22 protein-coding genes and 4 tRNA genes are annotated in these 23,326 nt (G+C 69.2%); 19 read left to right on the top strand and 7 right to left on the bottom strand.

The window, feature by feature from the left end; genetic code table 11:
- Window positions 1–42: 42 nt before the first annotated feature.
- Window positions 43–531, bottom strand: coding sequence for a YajQ family cyclic di-GMP-binding protein (locus tag J8403_RS19125; RefSeq protein ID WP_059148998.1), 489 nt, complete (start codon window positions 529–531; stop codon window positions 43–45).
- Between the two features lie 189 nt (window positions 532–720).
- On the opposite strand from J8403_RS19125, the gene J8403_RS19120 reads away from it, so the two are divergent.
- A tRNA-Tyr gene (locus J8403_RS19120) sits at window positions 721–802 on the top strand.
- Window positions 803–892: 90 nt separating this feature from the next.
- Here J8403_RS19120 and J8403_RS19115 read toward each other — a convergent pair.
- A complete protein-coding gene (locus J8403_RS19115) occupies window positions 893–2,407 on the bottom strand; it encodes a glycoside hydrolase family 30 protein (RefSeq protein ID WP_211124245.1) in 1,515 nt (504 codons plus the stop codon).
- 374 nt (window positions 2,408–2,781) lie between these two features.
- On the opposite strand from J8403_RS19115, the gene J8403_RS19110 reads away from it, so the two are divergent.
- Window positions 2,782–3,225: an MscL family protein gene (locus tag J8403_RS19110; protein ID WP_211124244.1), complete on the top strand. Its 444-nt coding sequence runs from the start codon at window positions 2,782–2,784 to the stop codon at window positions 3,223–3,225.
- 37 nt (window positions 3,226–3,262) lie between these two features.
- Here J8403_RS19110 and J8403_RS19105 read toward each other — a convergent pair whose 3' ends face one another.
- Window positions 3,263–4,483, bottom strand: a complete 1,221-nt coding sequence (locus J8403_RS19105) for an amidohydrolase family protein (RefSeq protein ID WP_211124243.1) — start codon at window positions 4,481–4,483, stop codon at window positions 3,263–3,265.
- 150 nt (window positions 4,484–4,633) lie between these two features.
- Here J8403_RS19105 and J8403_RS19100 point away from each other — a divergent pair, with 150 nt between their 5' ends.
- Both J8403_RS19100 and J8403_RS19095 read left to right on the top strand, forming a co-directional pair.
- Window positions 4,634–5,503: a DUF1206 domain-containing protein gene (locus J8403_RS19100; RefSeq protein ID WP_211124242.1), complete on the top strand. Its 870-nt coding sequence runs from the start codon at window positions 4,634–4,636 to the stop codon at window positions 5,501–5,503.
- A gap of 281 nt (window positions 5,504–5,784) precedes the next feature.
- Window positions 5,785–6,294: a DUF3574 domain-containing protein gene (locus J8403_RS19095; protein ID WP_246585897.1), complete on the top strand. Its 510-nt coding sequence runs from the start codon at window positions 5,785–5,787 to the stop codon at window positions 6,292–6,294.
- A 122-nt stretch (window positions 6,295–6,416) separates the two neighbouring features.
- Here the strand turns inward: J8403_RS19095 and J8403_RS19090 are convergent, their stop codons facing one another.
- On the bottom strand, window positions 6,417–7,085 hold the full coding sequence (locus tag J8403_RS19090; RefSeq protein ID WP_211124241.1) for an NAD(P)H-binding protein: 669 nt from the start codon (window positions 7,083–7,085) through the stop codon (window positions 6,417–6,419).
- 24 nt (window positions 7,086–7,109) lie between these two features.
- Entirely contained in the window at window positions 7,110–8,396 is a 1,287-nt protein-coding gene (locus tag J8403_RS19085; RefSeq protein ID WP_211124240.1) for an amidohydrolase family protein, read from the bottom strand.
- A gap of 322 nt (window positions 8,397–8,718) precedes the next feature.
- On the opposite strand from J8403_RS19085, the gene J8403_RS19080 reads away from it, so the two are divergent.
- The 6 genes from J8403_RS19080 (at window position 8,719) to J8403_RS19055 (ending at window position 11,395) form a co-directional block, all read left to right on the top strand.
- A tRNA-Thr gene (locus tag J8403_RS19080) sits at window positions 8,719–8,791 on the top strand.
- Window positions 8,792–8,851: 60 nt separating this feature from the next.
- Window positions 8,852–8,924: transfer RNA gene (locus J8403_RS19075), tRNA-Met, on the top strand.
- A gap of 86 nt (window positions 8,925–9,010) precedes the next feature.
- Window positions 9,011–9,175, top strand: coding sequence for a 50S ribosomal protein L33 (gene rpmG, locus J8403_RS19070; protein WP_009715907.1), 165 nt, complete (start codon window positions 9,011–9,013; stop codon window positions 9,173–9,175).
- Window positions 9,176–9,259: 84 nt separating this feature from the next.
- Entirely contained in the window at window positions 9,260–9,730 is a 471-nt protein-coding gene (locus J8403_RS19065; protein ID WP_078642898.1) for a MaoC family dehydratase N-terminal domain-containing protein, read from the top strand.
- On the top strand, window positions 9,727–10,164 hold the full coding sequence (locus J8403_RS19060; RefSeq protein WP_211124239.1) for a MaoC family dehydratase: 438 nt from the start codon (window positions 9,727–9,729) through the stop codon (window positions 10,162–10,164). Before J8403_RS19065 ends, J8403_RS19060 begins: the two co-directional genes overlap by 4 nt.
- 175 nt (window positions 10,165–10,339) lie before the next feature.
- Complete coding sequence (locus J8403_RS19055; RefSeq protein ID WP_211124238.1) at window positions 10,340–11,395, top strand: UDP-N-acetylmuramate dehydrogenase; 1,056 nt, start codon at window positions 10,340–10,342, stop codon at window positions 11,393–11,395.
- 18 nt (window positions 11,396–11,413) lie between these two features.
- Here J8403_RS19055 and J8403_RS19050 read toward each other — a convergent pair whose 3' ends face one another.
- The gene (locus tag J8403_RS19050) at window positions 11,414–12,436 is read right to left on the bottom strand and encodes an adenosine deaminase (RefSeq protein WP_211124237.1); all 1,023 of its coding nucleotides are present in this window, start codon (window positions 12,434–12,436) and stop codon (window positions 11,414–11,416) included.
- A gap of 132 nt (window positions 12,437–12,568) precedes the next feature.
- Window positions 12,569–13,831, bottom strand: a complete 1,263-nt coding sequence (locus tag J8403_RS19045; protein ID WP_211124236.1) for a pyridoxal phosphate-dependent aminotransferase — start codon at window positions 13,829–13,831, stop codon at window positions 12,569–12,571.
- Window positions 13,832–14,012: 181 nt separating this feature from the next.
- On the opposite strand from J8403_RS19045, the gene J8403_RS19040 reads away from it, so the two are divergent.
- From J8403_RS19040 to rpoB, 9 genes are all read left to right on the top strand, one after another.
- A tRNA-Trp gene (locus tag J8403_RS19040) sits at window positions 14,013–14,085 on the top strand.
- 107 nt (window positions 14,086–14,192) lie between these two features.
- Window positions 14,193–14,486, top strand: coding sequence for a preprotein translocase subunit SecE (gene secE / locus J8403_RS19035; protein WP_093463841.1), 294 nt, complete (start codon window positions 14,193–14,195; stop codon window positions 14,484–14,486).
- A gap of 82 nt (window positions 14,487–14,568) precedes the next feature.
- Window positions 14,569–15,435 (top strand): transcription termination/antitermination protein NusG, encoded by an 867-nt coding sequence (nusG, locus tag J8403_RS19030; protein ID WP_211124235.1) that lies wholly within the window; start codon window positions 14,569–14,571, stop codon window positions 15,433–15,435.
- 165 nt (window positions 15,436–15,600) lie between these two features.
- Window positions 15,601–16,035, top strand: a complete 435-nt coding sequence (gene rplK, locus J8403_RS19025) for a 50S ribosomal protein L11 (protein WP_044571693.1) — start codon at window positions 15,601–15,603, stop codon at window positions 16,033–16,035.
- A 94-nt stretch (window positions 16,036–16,129) separates the two neighbouring features.
- Window positions 16,130–16,849, top strand: a complete 720-nt coding sequence (gene rplA / locus J8403_RS19020) for a 50S ribosomal protein L1 (protein WP_059148984.1) — start codon at window positions 16,130–16,132, stop codon at window positions 16,847–16,849.
- Between the two features lie 149 nt (window positions 16,850–16,998).
- Complete coding sequence (locus J8403_RS19015) at window positions 16,999–17,886, top strand: SCO4651 family lipoprotein (RefSeq protein WP_485129825.1); 888 nt, start codon at window positions 16,999–17,001, stop codon at window positions 17,884–17,886.
- A 275-nt stretch (window positions 17,887–18,161) separates the two neighbouring features.
- A complete protein-coding gene (rplJ, locus tag J8403_RS19010; protein WP_093463844.1) occupies window positions 18,162–18,722 on the top strand; it encodes a 50S ribosomal protein L10 in 561 nt (186 codons plus the stop codon).
- Window positions 18,723–18,806: 84 nt separating this feature from the next.
- Window positions 18,807–19,196 carry a 50S ribosomal protein L7/L12 gene (gene rplL, locus J8403_RS19005; protein WP_211124233.1) on the top strand — a complete coding sequence of 130 codons (390 nt, stop codon included), beginning with the start codon at window positions 18,807–18,809 and terminating at the stop codon, window positions 19,194–19,196.
- 589 nt (window positions 19,197–19,785) lie between these two features.
- Entirely contained in the window at window positions 19,786–23,268 is a 3,483-nt protein-coding gene (rpoB, locus tag J8403_RS19000) for a DNA-directed RNA polymerase subunit beta (RefSeq protein WP_059148981.1), read from the top strand.
- Window positions 23,269–23,326: the final 58 nt, after the last annotated feature.

Raw genomic sequence — 23,326 nt, 5'->3', positions numbered from 1 at the left:
GGCCACGCCGCACCGCCCCTGCCGCACCGGTCCGGGTGCTGCCTACCGGTAGTTCACGAACTGCACCGCGAAGTCCAGGTCCTTGCCCTTGAGCAGGGCGATCACGGCCTGCAGGTCATCCCGGCTCTTGGAGGTCACCCGCAGCTCCTCGCCCTGCACCTGCGCCTTGACGCCCTTGGGCCCCTCATCGCGGATGATCTTGGCGACCTTCTTCGCGTTCTCCTGCGAGATCCCCTCCTGCAGCGAGGCGAAGATCTTGTACTCCTTGCCCGACGCCTGCGGCTCGCCCGCGTCCAGGGCCTTCAGCGAGATCCCGCGCTTGACCAGCTTGGACTGGAAGACGTCGAGGATCGCCTTGACCCGCTCCTCGGAGTTGGCTCGCATCTCGATCCGCTCGCCCGACCACTCGATCGAGGCGCCGACGTTTTTGAAGTCGTAGCGCTGGGAGATCTCGCGGCTCGCCTGGTTCAGAGCGTTGTCGACCTCCTGCCGCTCGACCTTCGAGACGATGTCGAAACTGGAGTCGGCCATCTTGAGTTGGCTCCTCGTACGTAGATCCGTCAGTGGCACGGCCCAGCGGACCGCTCCAGCCAGCCTAGCGATCTCGGCCATGATCCAGAGGCGATCAACCGGGTGGCGAAGCACCCCCGCGCATCAGGTATTGTTTACGTCGTTGCCAGGGAGCAGCACCGCGAGAGCGGGGCACCTGGCCACATCCCAGGCGGTGTGCCCGAGTGGCCAATGGGAGCGGACTGTAAATCCGTCGGCTTAGCCTACCCAGGTTCGAATCCTGGCGCCGCCACAGTGGAAAACGGCCCCTGAACTGCGGAAACGCAGCCAGGGGCCGTTTGCTGTGTTCAGGGTCGAGCGGGGGCGTGGCCTCGCTCCGGGCCTAGGACTGGGTGCCGGTCCAGGTGAAGGTGGCGGAGGCCCGGGCGGGGAGCTGGTAGCTGAACGACTGGCTGCCCCAGTTGACCTTCAGGGTCTGCTGGCTGCCGGTGTCGTTGTAGGCGATCAGCGCCTTGGAGCCGTCCGGGTTCTTCCAGGCCACGTTCGGCACCGTGGAGCTGGCGCTGGAGTCGATGCGGCGGGCTCCGGGCTTCACGAACTTCGTGAGGTGGCCCATCGTGTAGTACTCGACGGTGTAGTCCACCCGGCCGCTCTGGCCGTCGCCGTTGTGCACGGTGACCAGGCCGGTGCAGGTGCCGCAGCCGCCGTTGTGCGGGCCCTTGTTCTGGTCGACGGCGAGGCTCCACTTGATCCAGCTCTTGCCCCAGTTGCGGGTGTAGTCGATCAGGTTGTGCATGTCCTCCTGCTGCTGATTGGCGATCCAGGTGCCGCCGGAGTGCTCGGTGTCGAAGGCGTCCACGTTCGGGTACTGGTTGTGGACGGTCGTCTGCTGGCCGACGTTCCCGCCGTAGCCGTGCCAGGCGATGCCGCCGAAGTTCGGGTGGTTGCGGATGGCGGCGTCGTCCACGACGGGTGCGCCGAAGCCCGCCCACTGGTCCCAGTTCCAGTCGAGGGCGAGCACCTTGGTCTTCAGGCCCGCGTTCGCCAGCTTGGGCAGCAGCTCACTCTTGGTGAAGTAGTTGAGCCCGGAGCCGTTCCACTGCATCGACGGGTAGCCGGAGCAGCAGGTGGGCTCGTTCTGCACGGTCACGTAGTCGATCGGTACGCCCCGGCTCTGGTACTCCTGGATGTACTTCACGAAGTAGTTCGCGTACGTGCCGTAGTACTGCGCCTCCAGCCAGCCCTGATTGAGCTGGTCGTTGTCCTTCATCCAGGCCGGGGCGGTCCAGGGCGAGGCCATCACCTTCAGCCCCGGGTTGAGCTGCCTGGCCTGCTTGGTCAGCGGCAGGACGTCGGCCAGGTCGTGGTTGATGGAGAACCGGGTGAGACCGGGGTCGGTCTGCCCGGCAGGCACATCGTCGAAGGTGTAGCCGAAGCGGGCCAGGTCGGAGCCGCCGAGCGGGTTGCGCAGGAAGCTCACCCCGATGCCGTCCGTGGGCGAGAAGAGCTTGCGCATCACCTCGTCGCGGGTGCTCTGGCTCAGTGCGCCGCTGCTGTTGAACAGCCATGCGGCGGTGTCCGTGAACGACGCCCCGGCGCCCGAGAACTCCTGGTACGTCCTGGACTCGTCGACGGTGACGCTGCCGCCCCCGCCCGAGCCGAACCGGGTGGGCGCCTGCTGCTCCAGGCCCTTCACGACGGTGCGGCCGTCGGAGCCGGAGGTGGTGGTCAGATAGACGTTGACGGTCTCGCCGGCCTTGGCCGAGCCGGCCTCGGCGGTCGTGGCGTCGGCCGGGGAGGTCAGCCATGGACCGACGGCCACGGCGACCGCGGCCAGGGCGCTCACCAGGGCGGTGCGCGTCGTGCGGGGGGAACTCACGGATCTGAGGGATCTCATGGAACCGGTGCCTTTCCGGTGCGGGCAGGCTCGGGCCGGTGTGGTCACGGCCGGAGGGAAGGAATGGGGGGAACTCCGGTCACCGGTGTGTTCACGGCAGCGGAGCGGCGGAACAGCGGAGCGGCTGAGCGGCGAAGCGACTGAGCGGCGGTGCGGCTGAGCGGCGAGGCACCGGTGTGTTCACGGTGCTCGGTGACTGTGATGATCCGAGGCGCGCCGCCGGGCGTCAAGCCTCGCGGACGACTTATCTCATGGCGTGGATTAAGTGCGTCCCCTGCCGCCGTACGGGCGGCCGTCCGTCGTGGCGGCCCTGCGCTCCGTAGAGCCGCTCCTAGGGTGGTGATTCCCCCGTATCAGGACAGAGAGGGCGGATCGTGCTCAGGGGCTTCAAGAACTTCCTCATGCGCGGTGATGTCATTGTCGTCGCCATCGGCCTGGTCACGGCGCTGGCGTTCTCGACGCTGATCAAGTCGTTCACCGACTCCGTCATCAACCCGATCATCGCCCGGCTCCAGGGCGGCAAGGCGGTCGGGCTCGGCTGGCAGCTCGGCCAGGAGGGGAACAGCGCGACCTACCTCAACATCGGGTCGTTCATCGGCGCCCTGATCTACTTCGTCATCTTCATGGCCGTCATCTACTTCCTGATCGTCCTGCCGTACAAGTACACCCAGGCCCGGCGGGGCGCGGAGGTCTTCGGCGAGCCGGGCCCGGTCAAGACCTGCCCGGAATGCCTCGCCGACGACCTCCCCGAGGCGGCGCGCAAATGCCGTTACTGCGGCTCGGACCAGCCGCGTATGGACCAGCCGCGCATGGAGTAGCCGCCGGGCCGATCAGGCGCCTTGCCGACCGTCGTGCCTACCGCGCCCCGTCCAGGTCCAGCTCCAGCATGCGGATCGCGTTGCCGCGCAGGATCTTGTACGTGACCTCGGGGGAGAGGCCGGCCACATGCTCGGCGGCGATGCGGCGGGTGTGCGGCCAGGTGGAGTCGACGTGGGGGTAGTCGGTCTCGAAGGTGGCGTTGTCCACGCCGATCGTGTCGAGCGAGGCGACCCCGTGCTTGTCGCGGAAGAAGCAGCAGTAGATCTGCCGGTAGTAGTACGTGGACGGCGGCTCGGGGATGAGGTCGCGGACGCCGCCCCAGGCGCGGTGCTCCTCCCAGACGTCGTCGGCGCGCTCCAGGGCGTAGGGGATCCAGCCCATCTGGCCCTCGGCGTAGGCCAGCTTGAGGCGCGGGAAGGAGACCAGGACGCCGCTGAAGAGGAAGTCCATCATCGACGCCATGGCGTTGTTGAAGCTCAAGGCCGCCTGGACGGCGGGCGGGGCGTCGGGGGAGGCGGCGGGCATCTGGGACGAGGAGCCGATGTGCATGCACACGACCGTCCCGGTGGCCTCGCACTCGGCGAAGAAGGGGTCCCAGTAGCCGCTGTGGATGCTGGGCAGCCCGAGGTAGGTGGGGATCTCGCTGAAGGTCACCGCGCGGACGCCGCGGGCCGCGTTGCGGCGGATCTCCTGGACGGCGAGGCCGACGTCCCACAGGGGGATCAGGCAGAGCGGGATGAGGCGGCCGCCGCTGTCGCCGCACCACTCCTCGACCATCCAGTCGTTGTACGCCCGGACGCACGCCAGCCCGACCTCCTTGTCGTTCGCTTCGGCGAAGGTCTGGCCGCAGAAGCGGGGGAAGGTCGGGAAGCACAGTGACGCCTCGACATGGTTGAGGTCCATGTCGGCGAGCCGGTCCTTGGGGTCCCAGCAGCCGCGGCGCATCTGCTCGCGGGTGATGCCGTCGAGGGTCATCTCGTCGCGGGAGAAGCCGACGGCGGCGATGATCCGCTTGTAGGGGAAGAGATCGCCCTCGTAACTCCACCAGTCGGTGAGCTGGCCGTCCGGGTCGGTGGTGAACTTGTACTTGCCGCCGACGTAGGCGAGTTCGCCGATCCCGGCCGTCAGCGGCTTGGGGCCGCGGTCCCGGTACTTGGCCGGGAGCCAGGTCTCGAAGAGGTGCGCGGGCTCGATCACATGGTCATCGACGCTGATGACCCGAGGCAGCTCGGTCGTGCCGTTCGTCCCGTCGGTCATCTCGCCATCTCCCCGGTCTTCTCGTGGTGCTCCTGTGGCCTGTGGCTCCATTCGATCTGACGGTTCGTCAGATTCTGGCGGCAGAGTAGGGCGGATCGCTTCAACCAACAAGAGAAAGCCCCGTTTCCGCACCTACGTCCAGGGCACACGATGTGCGACAACCGGGAGGAAACGGTGAACGCATCGTCGATCGCACGCGGACTGGGTTCGGCAACGCGCACACGTACCCCACGCCAGGCGGGCAGCCGGGCCATCGAGGCGGCGGCCCGCTGGGGGCTGGCCACCCGCGGGGTGCTCTATCTGCTCATCGGCGTCCTGGCGCTGCGCATCGCCCTGGGCGACCGCGGCGAGCAGGCCGACCGGGGCGGGGCCCTCCAGGTCCTCGCCCAGCAGCCGTTCGGCGCGGCGCTGGTCTGGGCGGTCGGCATCGGGCTGGTCTGCATGGCGCTGTGGCGGCTGTCCGAGGCGGTCTTCGGGGCCGCGGGGCCGGACGGGGGCGCGGCACGCAAGCGGCTGGCGGGGGCGGCCCGCGCGGTCTTCTACGGCGTCGTCGCGTACTCCGTGCTCTCCTTCGCCACCGGCGAGCAGGGCAGCGGCTCCAGCGACCGGCAGTCCCAGGACGTGACGGCCCGCGCGCTCGACCTGCCGTACGGCCGGTGGCTGGTCGCCGCCGCCGGGACCGCCGTGGCCGCGGCCGGGGTGTGGATCGCCGTACGGGCGCTGCGGCGTGGCTTCCGCAAGTACCTCAAGCTGGGCGCGATGTCCCGGCGGACGCGGCGGGCCGTGGAGGCGCTGGGGGTCTGCGGCGGGGTGGCCCGCGGGGCCGTGTTCGCGGTGGCGGGCGGCTTCGCGCTCTCGGCCGCCGTGCGCTACGACCCGGACAAGGCGAAGGGCATCGACGACACCCTGCGGACCTTCGCCGGGACGGCGGCGGGGCCCTGGCTGCTGATGGCGGTGGCGCTGGGGCTGGCGCTCTTCGGGGTGTTCTCGTTCGCGCTGGCCCGGTGGCGCCGGGTCTGAGCGCGCCGCATGTGCCCGGGGGCTCGGGCCCGGCTCTGGCGCTGGCTCTGTCCCTGTGCTTGTGGCGCCCGGGCCCGAGCCCGATTCGCGTGCCGGGGCTCGGGTTCGGCCTCCTCATCCCGTGCCGGGTGGCGCCGGGCCCGATCTCGCCGCCTGCCCCTGTGTCCCTCTGCCCCTCTGTCCGCGGCGCCGGGCCCCGCCCCCGCGTCGCGCGCGTCTCGCACGGATGTGCCCCGTAAGGCGGTCTTCCGCGGGGTTCCGGGCGCCGGGACCATCGGACGATGCCGACCATCGAGCCCAACGTGCCGACCGTGCAGCCCCGCGTGCCGGCCAGGAAGCCGCGCGCCCGTATAGCCGCCATCGGGACGGCCTTCGCCCTCGCCGCCGCCACCCCCGTCGCCGCGTACGCCGCGCTGGAGGACCCGCCTGCCGCCGCGGCCTCCGGCGCCGTGGACCGCGGTAAGCCCTACGTCGAGACCCGGCTCTTCTTCGGCACCGAGCGCCCCGACGGCGGGCCGCCCGTCACCGAGAAGCAGTTCCTGGCCTTCGTGGACCGGCAGATCACCCCGCGCTTCCCCGCCGGCCTGACCATCCACGACGGCCGGGGGCAGTGGCGGGACCAGAACGGGACGATCGAGCGGGAGCGCTCGTACGAGGTGATCCTGCTCTACCCGACGTCCGAGGCCCCGACGCAGGACCCGCGGATCGAGCGGATCCGGACGGCGTACGAGCGGCAGTACGCCCAGGAGTCCGTGGCCCGGGCCGACGCCCCGGCCCGGGTGGACTTCTGAGCCATCGGGCCGAAGCCGGCCAACCGGCCAACCGGCTGACCGGCTGACCGGCCACCCCGGCCGGACCCGCCTCGACCGGACCCGCCTCGGCCGCCGCTCGGCGGCGGCCGCCGCCGAGCGCCTCAGCCCCGCTCGGCGGCGATCGCCCGCACCGCCTCCGCCACCGGCGTGTCGCCGTTGATCAGCTCCAGCGTGCGGCCCGCCGTACGGGGCTCGTCCAGGAGGGCGGCCAGGACCGCCGCCACATCGTCGCGGGTGACTTCGCCCCGGCCGGTGTGTTCGGCCAGCTTCACCCGGCCGGTGCCCGGGTCGTTCGTCAGCCGGCCCGGGCGCAGCACCGTCCAGTCGAGGCCGTCCCGGGCGCGGATGTCGTCGTCCGCCGCGGCCTTGGCGCGCAGATAGGCGGCGAAGACCGGGTCGGTGTCCGGTGGCGGCTCGTGGGACGCGCCCATCGAGGAGATGATCAGGAACCGGCGGGCCCCGGCCCGTTCGGCCGCGTCCGCGAAGAGCACCGCGGACCGGTGGTCGACGGTCTCCTTACGGGCGGCACCGCTGCCGGGGCCCGCCCCGGCAGCGAAGACGGCCGCGTCCGCGCCCTCCAGGTGTTTGACCACGTCCTCCAGCGAGGCCGTCTCCAGGTCGCAGACGACCGGTTCGGTGCCCGACGCCAGCAGGTCGCCCGCCTGTTCCGGCTTGCGGATGATGCCCGCCACTTCGTCTCCGCGCGCGGTGAGCAAGTGCTCCAGCCGCAGCGCGATCTGTCCATGTCCACCAGCGATGACAATGCGCATGATCCCGACCGTACGCCGTGCGGCCTACTGTTGCTCGCCGCCGCTCTGCGACCGCGCCTGCCGGGGCAGATCCAGCGCCACCGCGGCCGCCGAGTCGCAGTACTCCCGCACCGCGCTGGTACGGGCCACCACCCGGCCCCGGTGCACCACGACCCTGCTGTACGCGAGCGAGAGCACCCCCGCGAGCCCGTCCCCACGCACCGCGAGCAGCTCCGCCGGGAACCCGGCCTCCACCCGCACCTCGGCGAGCCCCATCGCGGCCCGCGCCCGCCCGCACACCGCCTCGTACGCCTCCTCCGGCCGCAGCTCGCCCCGGGACGCCAGCAGGAAGGCGGCCTCCAGGGGATCGCCCCGGCCCACCGGATTGACCGCGTCCCGCAGCGCCCCGCTGCCCGCGGCCACCCGGACGCCCGCGGCGCGCAGCAGCCGCACCGGGGCGCAGGCGCAGGTGCGCGCTCCCCGCCTGGCCTGGTGCTCCAGCCCGGCGCAGTCGCCCTGGGGGAGGCAGACGACGGTCACCCCGGCCGCCGCCAGCCGCTCGGCGATCCTCCCCGCGCTCTCCAGGGGCAGCCGGGACAGCCCGCCGCAGGGGCCGATGGTGACGCCAGGACGCAGGCCCCCGGCCATCGCCGCGAGCCGGGCGAGGCGGGCCGGGTCGTCACCGTCCGTGTGCAGATCGACGGCGCAGCCATGGCGGGCGGCGAGGTCGAGGACGGCCTCGGCGTGGCCGGTCGGATCCGGGTCGAGGTCGGGGCAGCCGCCGATGACCGACGCGCCCATCCCCACCGCGTCCCGCAGCATCGCCAGACCGTCCGCCCCGGCGGCGCCGGTCAGCACCCGGGGCACCGCCACCGCGCTCAGCTCCGTGAGCCCGCGCAGGGTGTGGCCGGCCTCCAGGACCGCCTCAAGGGAGCGCAGCCCGTGCACCCCGCCGATGCGGACATGGGTGCGCAGCGCGGTCGCCCCGTGGCCGAGCTGGAGCAGCGCGGCCTCGACGGTGCGGCGCTGGATGTCCCCGGGGGCGTACGGGACCGGGCCCGCCATGTCGGCCGTAAGGGCGGTGTCGCAGTGGGCGTGGGGTTCGGCGGGGGCGGGCAGCAGCAGATAGCCGCCGAGGTCCAGCCGGGTGCCGGGGACGAGGCTGCCCGCCGTGCCCACGGCCTCGATCCGCCCGCCGCTGAGCCGGACGTCCACGGTGCGCCCGTCGGCGAGCCGGACGCCGCCGAGCACCAGAGCGGTGGGCTCGGGGGTGGCGCCGCCGTTCCTGGGCGGCTGCTGAGGCTGCTGCGGCTGCTGCTGGCTCTCGGGCATCGCACTCCTGGGATTCGCAGGGCGTACGCGGGGCGCACAGGGGCGCGCGACGTTGCGTGACGAGGTGCGGTGGCGGTGACGCCAGGGCGCCACGGGTACGCGCCGAGCACGCGAGGGGTAGGGCGACGAGCAACGCGCCGGGCACGCGTCGGATGCGTGCGCAGCCAAGATCACGCGGGTGCGAACCGAAGCCTAGGACGCGGTGGGGGCGGCTTCGCGGAGGAGCCGAATAGTCGTACCGGTGTGGTGCCTGAGCCCAGGGTGACGGGGGGCGATACGGATTTCACCTTCGGCGGCCGACCGTGTAATGTCTTCATCGCTCGCCCCAATAGCTCAGTCGGCAGAGCGTCTCCATGGTAAGGAGAAGGTCTACGGTTCGATTCCGTATTGGGGCTCTGATGTGTGAGGTTTCCCGTTCGGCTACGCTGAGTCGAGCGGGGAGTCACTCGCATCACAGCGGTGTAGCTCAGTCGGTAGAGCAAGCGGCTCATAATCGCTGTGTCACCGGTTCAAGTCCGGTCACCGCTACTGACAGTAGCCGATTGCGGGGTCGGTCCTTCGATCGGCTACTCTTTCTGCGTTAATCCTTTATCCGTTCGTCAAGGAGCACTCACGTGGCTGCCACCGACGTCCGCCCGAAGATCACGCTGGCCTGCGTGGAGTGCAAGGAGCGGAACTACATCACCAAGAAGAACCGGCGCAACGACCCGGATCGTCTTGAGATCAAGAAGCACTGCCCGCGTTGCAACGCGCACACCGCGCACCGTGAGACGCGATAGCAATAAGCTCTCATTCGAGGCCGCCCCCACTCGCGGGGGGCGGCCTCGTTTCGTTGGTAATTCAATCGCAGGAGGTGCGCGCCGATGGCGCTCGACCAGTCCTTCGTGGGGCGGACCTACCCGCCCACCGCGGCGTACGAGGTCGGCCGGGAGAAGATCCGGGAATTCGCCGAGTCCCTGGGTGACACCAATCCGGTCTACACCGACCCCGAGGCGGCCAGGGCCCTCGGCTACCCCGACGTGATCGCCCCGCCGACGTTCATTTTCACGATCACCTTCAAGGCGGCCGGGAAGCAGGTTGTGGAGGACCCCCAACTGGGGCTGGACTACAGCCGGGTGGTCCACGGCGACCAGCGGTTCGAGTACACCCGCCCGGTCCGCGCGGGGGACCACCTCTCGGTCACCTCGATCATCGACTCGATCAAGTCGCTGGCCGGCAACGACATCCTGTCCGTCCGCGGCGAGGTCCACGACAAGGCGGGTGATCATGTAGCGACGTCGTTCACGACGCTGGTGGCCCGCGCCGCCGACGCAGAGGTGGAGGAGAGCAGATGACGACGGCCAGGATCTCGTACGACACCGTGGAGGTCGGTACCGAGGTGCCGATGCGCGAGTTCCGGGTGAACCGCGCCGACCTCGTGCGGTACGCGGGCGCGTCGGGCGACTTCAACCCGATCCACTGGAACGAGAAGTTCGCCAAGGAGGTCGGCCTCCCCGACGTCATCGCGCACGGCGCCTACACCATGGCCCAGGCGGCCCGGGTGGTGACCGAGTGGGCCGGCGACCCCGGCGCCCTCGTCGAGTACGGCGTCCGCTTCACCCGGCCGGTCGTGGTCCCCAACGACGACAAGGGCGCGCTCATCGAGATCGGCGCCAAGGTCACCGCCAAGCTGGACGACGAGGCCCGTACGGTGCGCCTCGACATCATGGCGACCAGCGCCGGACAGAAGGTGCTGGGCCGGGCCCGCGCCGTGGTACGGCTCGCCTGAGCCCTCGACCGCGCCCGAGCGGCCCCCAGGCCCCTCAGGCGGATGAGAGCGCGCCACAGCGTGTGAAGCCCGTCTGAGCGCCTTACGGCCACCACCCGCCCGTCGGCCCCCGGACTCCCCACACCGGGGGCGGCCACCCCAGGGCCCCAGGGGGCGCCCCCGTACCCTTGAGCGCGTGCAGGAACTCCACGACGCCCCTCTCGCGCCCCTCACCACCTTCCGCCTCGGCGGACCGGCCAACCGGCTGATCACGGCCACCACCGATGACGAGGTCGTCGCCGCGGTCCGGGCGGCCGACGCGGCCGGCACCCCGCTGCTGGTGATCGGCGGCGGCAGCAATCTGGTCATCGCCGACAAGGGCTTCGACGGCACCGCCCTGCAGATCGCGACCAGCGGCTTCACGCTCGACGGCACTCGCCTGGAGCTCGCCGCGGGCGAGAACTGGTCGGACGCCGTGGCCCGTACGGTCCGGGCGGGGCTCGCGGGCATCGAATGCCTCGCCGGAATCCCCGGCTCCGCGGGGGCCACGCCGATACAGAACGTCGGCGCCTACGGCCAGGAGGTCTCCGCCACGATCACCGAGGTGATCGCCTACGACCGCCGCGCCGACGAGGTCGTCACCATCCCGAACGCCGACTGCGCCTTCTCCTACCGCCACAGCCGCTTCAAGGCCGACCCCGATCGCCATGTGGTGCTCCGGGTCCGCTTCGAGCTGGAGGACGCGGACGGCCTCTCCGCGCCCGTCCGGTACGCCGAGACCGCGCGGGTGCTCGGCGTCGAGGTGGGGGACCGGGTGCCGGCCGCCGTCGCCCGCGAAACCGTCCTGGGACTGCGCGCGGGCAAGGGCATGGTGCTCGACCCCGAGGACCACGACACCTGGTCCGCGGGGTCGTTCTTCACCAACCCGGTCCTTGACCAGGACGCCTACGCCGCTTTCCTGACCCGCGTCGCCGACCGCCTGGGCCCGGACACCGCGGCGCCCGCCTTCCCGGCGGGCGACGGCCTGATCAAGACCTCCGCGGCCTGGCTGATCGACAAGGCGGGCTTCACCAAGGGCTACGGCACCGGCCCGGCCCGGATCTCCACCAAGCACACGCTCGCCCTCACCAACCGGGGCGAGGCCACGACCGAGGATCTGCTGGCGCTCGCCCGTGAGGTGGTGGCGGGGGTCGAGGAGGCGTTCGGGATCCGGCTGGTCAACGAGCCGGTGACGGTGGGCGTGAGTCTCTGAGCCGCAACGTGACACGTGTCATGTCGCTTCGCCCGCCAGCCAGTCGTCGATCCCCGTCAGCATCCGCTGCCGGACCTCCTCCGGCGCGGCCGACCCGCGCACCGACTGACGTGCCAGCTCGGCCAGTTCGGCGTCCGTGAAGCCGTGGTGCTCGCGCACCAGCTCGTACTGCGCCGCCAGCCGTGAGCCGAAGAGCAGCGGGTCGTCCGCCCCGAGCGCCATCGGCACCCCCGCGTCGTAGAGCGTCCGCAGCGGGACGTCCTCCGGCTTCTCGTAGACGCCGAGCGCCACGTTCGACGACGGGCACACCTCGCAGGTCACCTGGCGCTCGGCGAGCTTGGCGAGCAGCCGTGGGTCCTCCGCGGCGCGCACCCCGTGGCCGATCCGGGCCGCGCCGAGGTCGTCCAGGCAGTCCCGTACGCTGCCGGCGCCCGACAGCTCGCCGCCGTGCGGCGCGGCCAGCAGCCCGCCCTCCCGGGCGATGGCGAAGGCCCGGTCGAAGTCGCGGGCGAATCCGCGCCGCTCGTCGTTGGAGAGGCCGAAGCCGACCACGCCGCGGTCCGCGTAGCGCACCGCGAGCCGGGCCAGGGTGCGCGCCTCCAGCGGATGCTTCATGCGGTTGGCGGCGACCAGCACCCTGATCCCCAGCCCGGTGTCCGCGGAGGCGCTGTCGACCGCGTCCAGGATGATCTCCATCGCCGGGATCAGCCCGCCCAGACGCGGGGCGTACGAGGTGGGGTCGACCTGGATCTCCAGCCACTGGGCCCCGTCCCGCACGTCCTCCTGGGCCGCCTCGCGCACCAGCCGCCGGATGTCGTCGGCGTCCCGCAGGCAGGATCGTGCGATGTCGTACAGCCGCTGGAAGCGGAACCAGCCGCGCTCATCGGTGGCCCGCAACTTCGGCGGCTCACCGCCGCTCAGTGCCTCGGGGAGATGGACGCCGTACTTGTCGGCGAGTTCCAGGAGGGTCGCGGGGCGCATGGAGCCGGTGAAGTGAAGATGCAGATGCGCTTTGGGGAGCAGGTGTACATCGCGTGCCATCTGCAGATACTGCCGCACGACCGGACCCGCCGGTACCGCTTTCCCCGAACGGGGAGGTGCACACATGAGGAAGGGCCGGATCCGCTCCCGCGGATTCCGGCCCGTTCCCTACGTGCGTGCGACCCGTGCGCCTTACGCGCTCGCCTCGCCCAGCAGCTTCTGCAGCCGGGAGACGCCCTCGACGAGGTCCTCGTCGCCCAGCGCGTACGACAGCCGCAGATAGCCCGGGGTGCCGAAGGCCTCACCCGGCACCACCGCGACCTCGGCCTCCTCCAGGATCAGCTCCGCCAGCTCGACGCTGGTCCGCGGCCGCTTGCCGCGGATCTCCTTGCCGAGCAGCCCCTTGACCGAGGGGTAGACGTAGAAGGCGCCCTCCGGCTCCGGGCACTCGACGCCGTCGATCTCGTTCAGCATCCGCACGATGGTGCGACGGCGGCGGTCGAACGCCTCGCGCATCGTGGCCACGGCGTCCAGGTCGCCCGAGACGGCGGTCAGCGCGGCGACCTGAGCGACATTGCTCACATTCGAGGTGGCGTGCGACTGCAGGTTGGTCGCGGCCTTGATGACGTCCTTGGGGCCGATGACCCAGCCCACCCGCCAGCCGGTCATCGCGTATGTCTTGGCGACACCGTTGACCACGATGCACTTGTCGCGCAGCTCGGGCACCACGACCGGCAGCGAGTGGCTGAGTCCATCAGCGCTGGCGCGCGCGGCGGCGTCGCCGTAGACCAGGTGCTCGTAGATCTCGTCGGTCAGCACCCACAGCCCGTGCTCGGCGGCCCAGCGGCCGATCTCCTCGATCTGCTCACGGCTGTAGACCGCGCCGGTGGGGTTCGAGGGGGAGACGAAGAGCAGCACCTTGGTGTGCTCGGTGCGGGCCGCCTCCAGCTGCTCGACGGAGACGCGGTAGCCGGTCGTCTCGTCGGCGACGACCTCCACCGGGACACCGCCGGCCAGCCGGATCGACTCCGGGTAGGTGGTCCAGTAGGGCGCGGGGACGATGACCTCGTCGCCCGGGTCCAGGATCGCGGCGAACGACTCGTAGATCGCCTGCTTGCCGCCGTTGGTCACCAGGACCTGGGCCGCCTCGACCTCGTACCCGCTGTCGCGCAGTGTCTTCGCGGCGATCGCGGCCTTGAGCTCGGGGAGTCCGCCGGCCGGCGTGTAGCGGTGGTACTTGGGGTCGCGGCAGGCCGCCGCCGCGGCGTCGACGACATAGTCGGGCGTGGGGAAGTCGGGCTCACCGGCGCCGAAGCCGATCACCGGACGGCCGGCGGCCTTGAGGGCCTTGGCCTTGGCGTCGACGGCGAGGGTCGCGGACTCGGAGATCGAGCCGATCCGGGCCGATACCCGCCGGTCGGTCGGGGACTGTACGGGGGGAGTAGCAGCGGTCATAGATGCATCGTCGCAGACGGGCGAAATGGGTGGCACACGGGTTTGCGGAGACTTCGCGCGCTTCTCGTTCGACGCCCGGCCGTCAAGCACGTACACTCAACCGTCGTTGGCCGATCAACAGCCGCATTCGACCGCACACTCCGTGCAGCCGGATGTATGCGGTAGGTTGGTGGTGCCGCGAAGGGTCGTAGCTCAATTGGTAGAGCACTGGTCTCCAAAACCAGCGGTTGGGGGTTCAAGTCCCTCCGGCCCTGCTACACGCACTTTGATCAGGGTGCGTGCATGCGTACGCAAGGACAAGCACCGCTGTGCGGCCGGGCCGGACGCGGCACGGCCACGACCCGGATTCAGGTGAGGACGAGTGACGGAAGCCCTTGGCTCCACCGCGACGCCTGAGAGCGGTCGTCCCGACGAGGACGAGGTGGCGACCAAGCGGGGTCGCCGTGGTGGCAAGCGCGCGAAGAAGGGGCCCTTCGGCCGCCTCGCGCTCTTCTACCGCCAGATCATCGCTGAGCTGCGGAAGGTCGTCTGGCCCACGCGCAGTCAGCTGTCGACGTACACCAGTGTGGTGATCGTTTTCGTCGTCATCATGATTGGCATCGTGACCGTGATTGACTATGGGTTCAATAACGCCATCAAGTACGTCTTTGGCTGAGACCCACGCGAAAGGCGCCGCCGTCCCGGCGTCGCCTCTTTCGCACGTTCCACCCCTTTGAAGCCAGGAAGAAGCAGCCACAGTGTCTGACCCGAACCTGAACGACGCCGCCGAGCCCGTCGAGTCCCGTGAGGACGAGCTCGACATCGTCGAGGCGGCGGACTCCGACCAGGCTGAAGCAGCCGACGCCGCGGCGGGCGTGCCCGCCGAGGAGGAGGCGCTGCATGTCGAGGGCGAGGACGCCCTCGAGGCCGATGCGGCCCCCGAGGCCGAGCCGGACGGGCTGGACGAGGCAGCGGACGCGGCCGAGGCAGAGGCCGAGACCGAGGTCGTCGACCCGGTCGAGGCGCTCCGCGAGGAGCTGCGCGGACTGCCCGGCGAGTGGTACGTGATCCACACCTACGCGGGCTATGAGAAGCGCGTGAAGGCCAACCTGGAGCAGCGTGCCGTCTCGCTGAACGTCGAGGACTTCATCTACCAGGCCGAGGTCCCCGAGGAAGAGATCGTCCAGATCAAGAACGGCGAGCGCAAGAACGTCCGGCAGAACAAGCTGCCCGGCTATGTGCTCGTCCGTATGGACCTGACCAACGAGTCGTGGGGTGTCGTCCGCAACACGCCGGGCGTCACCGGCTTCGTGGGCAATGCCTACGACCCGTACCCGCTGACCCTGGACGAGATCGTCAAGATGCTCGCCCCCGAGGCGGAGGAGAAGGCCGCGAAGGCCGCCGCCGAGGAGAGCGGCATGCCGGCGCCGAGCCGCAAGGTCGAGGTCCAGGTGCTGGACTTCGAGGTCGGCGACTCGGTCACGGTCACCGACGGCCCGTTCGCGACCCTGCAGGCGACGATCAACGAGATCAACGCCGACTCGAAGAAGGTCAAGGGTCTGGTGGAGATCTTCGGCCGGGAGACCCCGGTCGAGCTGAGCTTCGACCAGATCCAGAAGAACTGAGTCTTCTCACCAGAACTTCCGAACAGGTCAGACGGGCTTTCGCGGCCGGTCTGACCTGCTCGGTTTTAAGGCGCACACCTATACCCGTTATCGTTGTGCGGTATGCCTCCATCCGGATGATCCGGTTCGGGGGCGAACCACCTCTCACTAGGACCCGGAGAGAGCATGCCTCCCAAGAAGAAGAAGGTCACGGGGCTGATCAAGCTCCAGATCCAGGCCGGCGCCGCGAACCCGGCCCCGCCGGTCGGCCCCGCGCTGGGCCAGCACGGCGTCAACATCATGGAGTTCTGCAAGGCCTACAACGCTGCGACCGAGTCGCAGCGTGGCATGGTCGTGCCGGTGGAGATCACGGTCTACGAGGACCGCTCCTTCACCTTCGTGACCAAGACTCCGCCGGCCGCCAAGCTGATCCTCAAGGCCGCGGGCGTAGAGAAGGGCTCCGGCGAGCCTCACAAGACCAAGGTCGCCAAGATCAGCCGCGACCAGGTGCGTGAGATCGCCACCACCAAGATGCCCGACCTGAACGCCAACGACCTGGACGCCGCCGAGAAGATCATCGCCGGCACCGCCCGTTCCATGGGCATCACGGTCGAGGGCTGACACCTCCACGGCGAGGGCCCACAGCCCCCGCAGCCACGTGTGGCAGGGCCAAGCGCTGGCCCGGACCACGAACTCCACACCATCAGGAGCAACAGTGAGCAAGCGCAGCAAGACTCTCCGCGCTGCGGACGCCAAGATCGACCGGGAGCGCAACTACGCCCCGCTCGAGGCCGTCCGTCTCGCGAAGGACACCTCCGCGACCAAGTTCGACGCGACCGTCGAGGTCGCCATGCGCCTGGGCGTCGACCCGCGCAAGGCCGACCAGATGGTCCGCGGCACCGTGAACCTGCCGCACGGCACCGGCAAGACCGCCCGGGTCCTGGTCTTCGCGACCGGTGACCGTGCTGCGGCCGCGGAGGCCGCCGGCGCCGACATCGTCGGCTCCGACGAACTCATCGACGAGGTGTCCAAGGGGCGTCTGGACTTCGACGCCGTCGTCGCCACCCCGGATCTCATGGGCAAGGTCGGCCGCCTCGGCCGGGTGCTCGGTCCGCGTGGTCTGATGCCGAACCCGAAGACCGGAACCGTCACCCCGGACGTGGCCAAGGCCGTCACGGACATCAAGGGCGGCAAGATCGAGTTCCGCGTCGACAAGCACTCCAACCTGCACTTCATCATCGGCAAGCTCTCGTTCGACGAGACCAAGCTGGTGGAGAACTACGCCGCGGCGCTCGAGGAGATCAACCGTCTCAAGCCGTCCGCCGCGAAGGGCCGCTACATCAAGAAGGCGACCCTGACCACCACGATGGGCCCCGGCATCCCGCTGGACGCCAACCGCACCCGCAACCTGCTGGTCGAGGAAGAGGCCGTCTGAGGCCGCTCCTGACCCAGCGCACCACGGTGTGCAACCGCCGGGCCCCCGCACCGCGTCGAAGGTGCGGGGGCCCGGCGTCTTCCGTTGTCGGTTCCCTCCGCTAAAGTCACTCTGCAGACGTAAAAGAGAAATAAAAATAAGGGGGAGCCGTGCGCGGTACTCATGTCGGTGCGCGTTGGGCTATAGCCGCTGGAAGCGTCGTTCTCATGGTCGGCCTCACCGCGTGCGGGAGCGAGAAGTCCGACGGCGACAAGGCCGGCGAGAAGACGGGCGACAAGTCCGGCCAGTCCGCGATGAGCCCGCTGGCGGCGCTCAAGCTGGCCTCGCAGCGGACGGACCAGAAGAACTCGGCCAAGGTCGAGGGCACCACCAAGATGGGCGAGCAGAACTCGCAGATGTCCGGCTCCATGGACTGGGCCAACGGCATCCGGGCCAACATGTCCATCACCCAGAGCGGCGGTGCCATCGCCTCCTCCCCGATCGAGGGCAAGGCGATGGACGCGCGCTACACCCCGGACGCGATGTTCCTGAACATGGGCGACGAGTTCGCCGCGCAGGCCGGCGGCGGCAAGCACTGGGTGAAGTACGACTACGACGTGCTGGCCCAGAAGGCGGGCCCCTCGGGCGCCTTCCTGAAGGACCAGATGCAGAACAACAACCCGTCGCGCTCGGTGGAGCTGCTGCTCGCCACCGGCAAGGTCAAGAGCGTCGGCTCGGAGAGCGTGAAGGGCGTCAAGGCCACGCACTACACGGGCACGGTCAAGGTCTCCGAGATCGCCAAGATGCAGTCCAAGGAGCTCAGCCAGTCGGACCTGGACGCCCTGCAGAAGCAGCTGGAGACCTCCGGCATGGACACCGAGACCATCGACCTGTGGGTCGACGACCAGAACCTGCTGGTCAAGAAGCGTGAGCAGGCCCAGAGCAACAGCGGCTCCTATGACTCCACCGTCTACTACTCGGACTACGGCACCGCCGTGACGGTCGAGGAGCCGACGTCCTCGGACACCGTGGACTTCCAGGACATGCTCCAGCAGTAGAGCCGATTTGCCTGGCCGCGGCCCGTTCGCGTACTCTCCTACAGAAGCCAAAGACCGCTGGTTGTCGCTGTGCCCCCCTAAGGGGTTCGGTGGCTGAAGGATCCGCTCGCTGCGGGCGACCTGCGTAGGTGTATGTGGTTGAACTCCCGAGCGGGCCGTGAGCCCGTGCCGGTCGAGTTACGCCCCGAGCGCCTGCGCCGGGGCGTTTTCGCATTGTCCAGTCTCCTTCCTTCAGGCCGAAGCGGTCCTCATCACCCGGAAGGAGGCCGAGGCTCATGGCGAGTCCTGACAAGGTCGCAGCCGTCGACGAGATGCGGGAGAAGTTCCGCAACTCCAACGCGGCTGTCGTCACCGCGTACACCGGTCTCACCGTTGCGCAGCTCAAGGAGCTGCGCCGTTCGCTCGGTGAGAACGTTCAGTACCGTGTGGTGAAGAACACGCTGACCAAGATCGCGGCCAACGAGGCCGGGATCAACCAGCTCGACGACCTGTTCGCGGGTTCGTCGGCCGTCGCCTTCGTGACCGGTGACCCGGTCGAGGCGGCGAAGGGTCTCCGTGACTTCGCCAAGGAGAACCCCGCTCTCGTCATCAAGGGCGGTGTCCTTGATGGCAAGGCGCTGTCCGCCGACGAGATCAAGAAGCTCGCGGACCTCGAGTCCCGTGAGGTGCTGCTCGCCAAGCTGGCGGGTGCGATGAAGGCCAAGCAGTCCCAGGCTGCCGCGCTCTTCCAGGCCCCGCTGTCCAAGTTCATCCGGACCGCCGAGGCGCTCCGGCAGAAGCAGGCCGAGCAGGGCGGTGCCGAATCCCCGGCTCCCGCCGAGGCCGAGTCCGAGTAATCAGACTCCGGTCGCAGCGGGCCGGGAAGCCCGCCGACATGTACATCCGGCACCACCTGCCGAATTAGTGGAAGGACCGCCATCATGGCGAAGCTCAGCCAGGACGACCTGCTCGCGCAGTTCGAGGAGATGACCCTCATCGAGCTCTCCGAGTTCGTGAAGGCCTTCGAGGAGAAGTTCGACGTCACCGCCGCCGCGCCGGCCGCCGTCATGGCCGCCGCCCCGGGCGCCCCGGGTGCCGCTGCCCCGGCCGAGGAGGAGAAGGACGAGTTCGACGTCATCCTCACCGGCGCCGGCGACAAGAAGATCCAGGTCATCAAGGTCGTGCGCGAGCTGACCTCCCTGGGTCTGAAGGAGGCCAAGGACCTCGTGGACGGCGCCCCGAAGCCCGTTCTCGAGAAGGTCGCCAAGGACGCCGCCGAGAAGGCCGCCGAGTCCCTCAAGGGCGCCGGCGCCTCCGTCGAGGTCAAGTGACCTCTCGGCCCGCCGCCACACGCCCGTAGGACGTCCGGCGGCGCGGCCCGGTTCCAGCCAAGGGCGATCACCCGTTCGGGTGGTCGCCCTTCGGCGTTCCCGTCACGGCTACATTGTCTTACGGGGTTGTGGAGGTAGGGTGATCTTCGTTGCCCGTCGCCACGCCCTGTGACGATCTCGCCGGAGTGGGGGGCCTTGACGAACGGCACGCAGCGCGCAATTCTCAGGACGCGACGCCACATCGATCCAAAAGTCCGAGGCATGGATCGTCGGCGAAGCGGGCAGTATCGATATGCGCATCGAGCGCGCGGGCTGCCGACAGGGCGGATGAAGACAACGAGGGGCGCGCCCCCTCACCGGAGGGAGAGATTGGCACTGCCGGTCTCAGAAACTCGGCGCTGGACATCAGTGTGCCAAGTGGCTACACTGACCCTTTGCGCTGCCTGTTAGCTGCTCCCTGCCCGTCACCAGGGGCATACCTACCTTCGAGCACTATTGATGGAAACGCCCTGACCAGGGATTTCATTCATGGGCTCTCGGTAGGACCGGTACGCGCGTAGTGAGTCCGAGCCCTCGGAAGGACCCCCTCTTGGCCGCCTCGCGCAACGCCTCGACTGCCAATACGAACAATGGCGCCAGCACCGCCCCGCTGCGCATCTCCTTTGCGAAGATCAGGGAGCCTCTCGAGGTTCCGAACCTCCTCGCGCTGCAGACCGAGAGCTTCGATTGGCTGCTCGGCAATGCCGCCTGGAAGGCTCGCGTCGAGGCTGCGCTGGACAGCGGTCAGGACGTCCCCACCAAGTCCGGTCTGGAAGAGATCTTCGAGGAGATCTCCCCGATCGAGGACTTCTCCGGGTCGATGTCCCTGACTTTCCGTGATCACCGTTTCGAGCCGCCGAAGAACTCGATCGACGAATGCAAGGAGCGTGACTTCACCTACGCCGCTCCGCTCTTCGTCACGGCCGAGTTCACCAACAACGAGACCGGCGAGATCAAGTCCCAGACGGTCTTCATGGGCGACTTCCCGCTCATGACCGACAAGGGCACCTTCTGCATCAACGGCACCGAGCGTGTCGTTGTCTCGCAGCTGGTCCGCTCGCCGGGTGTCTACTTCGACTCCTCCATCGACAAGACGTCCGACAAGGACATCTTCTCCGTCAAGGTCATCCCGTCCCGGGGTGCCTGGCTGGAGATGGAGATCGACAAGCGCGACATGGTCGGTGTGCGCATCGACCGCAAGCGCAAGCAGTCCGTCACCGTTCTCCTGAAGGCTCTCGGCTGGACGACCGAGCAGATCCTGGAGGAGTTCGGCGAGTACGAGTCGATGCGCGCCACCCTGGAGAAGGACCACACCCAGGGCCAGGACGACGCGCTGCTCGACATCTACCGCAAGCTGCGTCCGGGCGAGCCCCCCACGCGTGAGGCCGCGCAGACGCTGCTCGAGAACCTCTACTTCAACCCCAAGCGCTACGACCTCGCGAAGGTCGGCCGCTACAAGGTCAACAAGAAGCTGGGTTCGGCCGCTCCGCTGGACGCGGGCGTCCTGACGGTCGAGGACGTCATCGCCTCGATCAAGTACCTGGTGAAGCTGCACGCCGGTGAGACCGAGACCGTCGGGGACAACGGCCAGTCCGTGGTCGTCGAGACCGACGACATCGACCACTTCGGCAACCGTCGTATCCGTAACGTCGGCGAGCTGATCCAGAACCAGGTCCGCACGGGTCTGGCCCGTATGGAGCGCGTCGTGCGCGAGCGCATGACGACTCAGGACGTCGAGGCGATCACGCCGCAGACCCTGATCAACATCCGGCCGGTCGTCGCCTCCATCAAGGAGTTCTTCGGCACCAGCCAGCTGTCGCAGTTCATGGACCAGACGAACCCGCTGTCGGGTCTGACCCACAAGCGCCGTCTGAACGCGCTCGGCCCCGGTGGTCTCTCCCGTGAGCGGGCGGGCTTCGAGGTCCGTGACGTGCACCCGTCGCACTACGGCCGCATGTGCCCGATCGAGACGCCCGAAGGCCCGAACATCGGTCTGATCGGCTCGCTCGCCTCGTACGGCCGGGTCAACGCGTTCGGTTTCATCGAGACCCCGTACCGCAAGGTCGTCGACGGTGTCGTCACCGACGACGTCGACTACCTGACCGCCGATGAAGAGGACCGCTTCGTCATCGCGCAGGCCAACGCCCCGCTCGCGGACGACCTGCGCTTCGCCGAGAACCGCGTCCTGGTCCGCCGCCGTGGCGGCGAGGTCGACTACATCCCCGGCGACGACGTCGACTACATGGACGTCTCGCCGCGCCAGATGGTGTCGGTCGCGACCGCGATGATCCCCTTCCTCGAGCACGACGACGCCAACCGCGCGCTCATGGGCTCGAACATGATGCGTCAGGCCGTGCCGCTGATCAAGGCGGAGTCCCCGCTGGTCGGCACCGGCATGGAGTACCGCTGTGCGGTCGACGCCGGCGACGTCATCAAGGCAGAGAAGGACGGTGTCGTCCAGGAGGTCTCCGCCGACTACGTGACGGTGGCCAACGACGACGGCACCTACACCACCTACCGGGTGGCCAAGTTCTCCCGCTCCAACCAGGGCACCTCCTTCAACCAGAAGGTCGTCGTGGACGAGGGTGCGCGGGTGATCGCCGGCCAGGTGCTGGCCGACGGCCCGTCCACCGAGGACGGCGAGATGGCGCTCGGCAAGAACCTCCTGGTGGCGTTCATGCCGTGGGAGGGCCACAACTACGAGGACGCGATCATCCTCAGCCAGCGTCTGGTGCAGGACGACGTCCTCTCCTCGATCCACATCGAGGAGCACGAGGTCGACGCCCGTGACACCAAGCTCGGCCCCGAGGAGATCACCCGGGACATCCCGAACGTCTCCGAGGAGGTCCTCGCCGACCTCGACGAGCGCGGCATCATCCGCATCGGTGCCGAGGTCGTCGCCGGCGACATCCTGGTCGGCAAGGTCACCCCGAAGGGCGAGACCGAGCTGACCCCGGAGGAGCGGCTGCTGCGCGCGATCTTCGGTGAGAAGGCCCGTGAGGTCCGTGACACCTCGCTGAAGGTGCCGCACGGCGAGATCGGCAAGGTCATCGGCGTCCGCGTCTTCGACCGCGAAGAGGGCGACGAGCTGCCGCCGGGCGTGAACCAGCTGGTCCGCGTCTACGTGGCGCAGAAGCGCAAGATCACCGATGGTGACAAGCTCGCCGGCCGTCACGGCAACAAGGGCGTCATCTCCAAGATCCTGCCGGTCGAGGACATGCCGTTCCTGGAGGACGGCACCCCGGTCGACATCATCCTCAACCCGCTGGGTGTCCCGTCCCGAATGAACCCGGGACAGGTCCTGGAGATCCACCTGGGCTGGCTGGCCTCCCGCGGCTGGAAGGTCGAGGGCTCCGAGGACTGGATGCAGCGGCTCCAGGCCATCGGCGCCGACGAGGTCGAGCCCGGCACCAACGTCGCGACCCCGGTCTTCGACGGCGCCCGCGAGGACGAGATCGCCGGTCTCTTCGACTCGACGATCCCGAACCGCGACGGCGACCGCCTGGTCCAGTCGTCCGGCAAGGCCCGGCTCTTCGACGGCCGCTCCGGCGAGCCGTTCCCGGAGCCGATCTCGGTCGGCTACATGTACATCCTCAAGCTGCACCACCTGGTGGACGACAAGCTGCACGCCCGGTCCACCGGTCCGTACTCGATGATCACCCAGCAGCCGCTGGGTGGTAAGGCTCAGTTCGGTGGCCAGCGATTCGGCGAGATGGAGGTGTGGGCGCTGGAGGCTTATGGCGCCGCGTACGCCCTCCAGGAGCTGCTGACCATCAAGTCCGACGACGTGACCGGCCGCGTGAAGGTCTACGAGGCCATCGTCAAGGGCGAGAACATTCCCGAGCCCGGCATCCCCGAGTCCTTCAAGGTGCTCATCAAGGAGATGCAGTCCCTGTGCCTCAACGTGGAGGTGCTGTCGTCCGACGGCATGTCCATCGAGATGCGCGACACCGACGAGGACGTCTTCCGCGCTGCGGAGGAGCTCGGTATCGACCTGTCCCGGCGCGAGCCGAGCAGCGTCGAAGAGGTCTGACGGGTCTGGCCGGGGCGCTCCCACCAAGGCGCCCCGGCCTCTCCCCGGACCCCCAGTC

Source organism: Streptomyces yatensis (genome assembly GCF_018069625.1).
In the GTDB taxonomy this organism is placed as follows: Bacteria; Actinomycetota; Actinomycetes; order Streptomycetales; family Streptomycetaceae; genus Streptomyces; species Streptomyces yatensis.
Note: the sequence above shows the minus strand (reverse complement) of the source record. Positions and strands in the feature narration are given on the sequence as shown.